Origin of the sequence: Micromonospora sicca (genome assembly GCF_003172935.1) — a bacterium.
In the GTDB taxonomy this organism is placed as follows: domain Bacteria; phylum Actinomycetota; class Actinomycetes; order Mycobacteriales; family Micromonosporaceae; genus Micromonospora; species Micromonospora sicca.
The window spans coordinates 1-2,540 of sequence record NZ_QGKS01000530.1 but is presented as its reverse complement, the minus strand read 5'-3'; the positions used below and the strand labels follow the sequence as shown (position 1 = coordinate 2,540).

The 2,540-nt window shown below is 72.0% G+C and carries 1 protein-coding gene and 2 pseudogenes; 1 reads left to right on the top strand and 2 read right to left on the bottom strand.

The genetic code is table 11. From position 1 onward, the window contains the following. Positions 1–607: 607 nt before the first annotated feature. Entirely contained in the window at positions 608–1,792 is a 1,185-nt protein-coding gene (locus DKT69_RS37240) for an aminoglycoside phosphotransferase family protein (RefSeq protein WP_109806034.1), read from the top strand. Positions 1,793–1,795: 3 nt separating this feature from the next. On the opposite strand, the pseudogene DKT69_RS37235 reads toward DKT69_RS37240, so the two are convergent. Then, positions 1,796–2,362 (bottom strand): annotated as a pseudogene (locus DKT69_RS37235) (GyrI-like domain-containing protein); the annotation flags it as partial. Then, positions 2,298–2,540 (bottom strand): annotated as a pseudogene (locus DKT69_RS40520) (IS607 family element RNA-guided endonuclease TnpB); the annotation flags it as partial. The pseudogenes DKT69_RS40520 and DKT69_RS37235, both read right to left, overlap by 65 nt.

The window sequence follows — 2,540 nt, the reverse complement described above, 5'->3', positions numbered from 1 at the left end:
CTTGGTGTCGATCATTGATGTCTCAGCAACACCATGATCACGCCAAGGCCGCTCACTGTCCACGGTGCACAGTGTGCTTCCCGATCGAATCCGCAGCTAACCGGGCCAGCAGGTTAAACGCCAAGCTAAGGGCAGTCGGGGCGGGTCACACCTCGGCAGCGATGGGCATCACCGCAGGTCACAGCACTGACAGGTGGTCTCAGCGCCCGCGTTTGGGGGCTCGTTTCGCGAACGGACCCAAACGCTGATGGAAACGAGCCCCCAGACGCGGACCCAGACGCACACCGACATCAGGGCTGACAGTGCGCCACGCCGTACGGCAGCCGGAAGGCGACGTCGGCCGCCGCGGAAGGACTTCCATCAACGGCACTGCGGCCAGGACGTCACCAACCGGCCGCCGGCAGTCGCGGCACTGCTGTCAGGCCGTGTCACCCTGTCAGGCCGCTCACTCATCGCGGTCAGATCCCACGCCCGGCGCTGTCAGGTCATGTCAGGTCGCGATCGGCGGGACCGCCTTGCACCGCCGTGGGCAGTGCATGGTTCATGCCGGCGGCGCTGACGCGATAACCGCTCGCCCCGCACGTTGCGCCAGCGTTACCGTCCCGGCGTGTCCCGGGCTGTGACCCTCGTCCTGGTCGACCGGGACCGCGCCGGCCTGCCATTGGGCGCCCTCCCCCCTTACGAGGTGCCGGAGCCGTGGTGGCAGGAGGTCGGCTCGGTGGTCGGTGAGGCGCGACGGCGGTACGGCCTGGATTTGGCGGTGCTGCGGCTGCTCGCCGCGGATCGTCCCGAGCCGCCGGGCGGCCATCTCACCTATCTCGGCCAGGTGGCCCAGCGGCCATCCGTGCCGCTGGACCCGGTGTCGGTCGACCTGTCGCCGCACCCGCTGCGCGCCCCGTGGGCCGAGCCGGGCGGCCCGGCCCGCAGCCTCGCCTGGGCCACCAGGGAGTTGGACCGCCTCGGCCGGCCGGTGACCGCCGTCGCGCAGCAGCGCACCTGGAACCTGTCGGCGATCTGGCGCCTCGACGGCGACCACGGCACAACGTGGCTTAAGCAGGTGCCCGACTTCTTCCGGCACGAGGCCGCCGTGCTGCGCTGGCTCGGCCACGCCGTGCCCGGCACCGCCCAGACCCTGCTCGCCGACGACGGGTCGGGCCGGATGCTGCTCGACCACGTACCGGGGGAGGACCGCTACCAGGCCGACGCCGACGAGCGGGCCGGCGTCGCCGCCGACCAACACGCCGTCCAGGTCCGCGCCGCCGACGACGTGGCGGCGCTGGTCGCGGCCGGCGTACCGGACCGGCGGGGGCCGGCCCTGGCCCGGTGGGTCCGCGCCGCCCTCGCCCCGCACGACGTCTCCACCGTGGACGGCCTGCTCACCGGCCTCGACGACCGCCTCGACGAGATACGCCGCTGCGGGCTGCCCGACACCCTCGTCCACGGCGACCTGCACCCCGGCAACGTGCGCGGCGACGGCGAGCGCCGGGTGACCATCGACTGGGCCGACGCGTTCGTCGGCCACCCCGCCTTCGGCATCCTGCGGCTCACCGAAACCCTCGACCCGGCGACGGCCGCGCCACTACTGGCCGCGTGGGCGGCCCGGTGGCGGGCCGACGTGCCCGGCTGCGACCCGGAGCGGGCGGTGACGCTGCTGCGTCCGGTCGGACCGCTGCGGCTGGCCGCGGTGTACGCGATGTTCCTCGTCGGCATCGAGCCGAGCGAGCATCCATACCATGCGGGCGACGTGCCGGCCTGCCTGGACCGGGCCGCGGCGGAGGCGAAGCGGGACTGACGGTCAGGCCCGCCGCACCGGGATCCACAACTCGGCGTCGGCCTGCCTGCCGTCCGCCGACACCCGCACCTTGGAGATCTCTGGCCCGGGCCGGGTCTGGTACGGGTTCGACGGGAACCACTGGGTGAACACGTCCCGCCACAGGTGCTGCAGCGCCTGCGGGAACTCCCCGGAGGACTCGAAGACCGCCCAGGCGCCCGCCGCCACGGGCAGGCTCGCCATGTCGTTCGGCGCGTCGGCCGCCGGTCACCACTCCGTGCCAGTAGTCCAGCTCCGTGCCCTCCTCCCGGCTTCCGGCGAAGTCGTCGCTGACGTTGACGATGCCCCGCGGCTCCTGGTCCGACAGCGCCTCCATCCGGCGTACGGTCTCCTGGTCGATGTCGCGGATGAACGCGACGATGGCCGGGTTCATCCCCTCGTGGATCAGGCGCGGGCCTTCCGCCCGACCAGGCGGAACTCGTCCTTCTCCACGATCCGGTATCGCATGCTGGTGCTCCGTTTCCTCTCATGGTGCGTGGGTGAGCTCATGATTGGATGTCCTACCTTGCGGTGGGACGGTCCCGGTGTTACCCGCTTTGGCGGTGCCGGGTTGACGTTTCACAGCCACCAGCCCCGCGAGCGGGGTCTTACGGTCGGCTCCACGTCCGTTTCGCGTCTCCGAGCCACTCCCGGCGACGGTGACCGCCAGCGCGGCCAGGTTCCGTGCGGCGTTGACGTCCCGGTCCAGGACCAGGCCGCACAGGGTGCA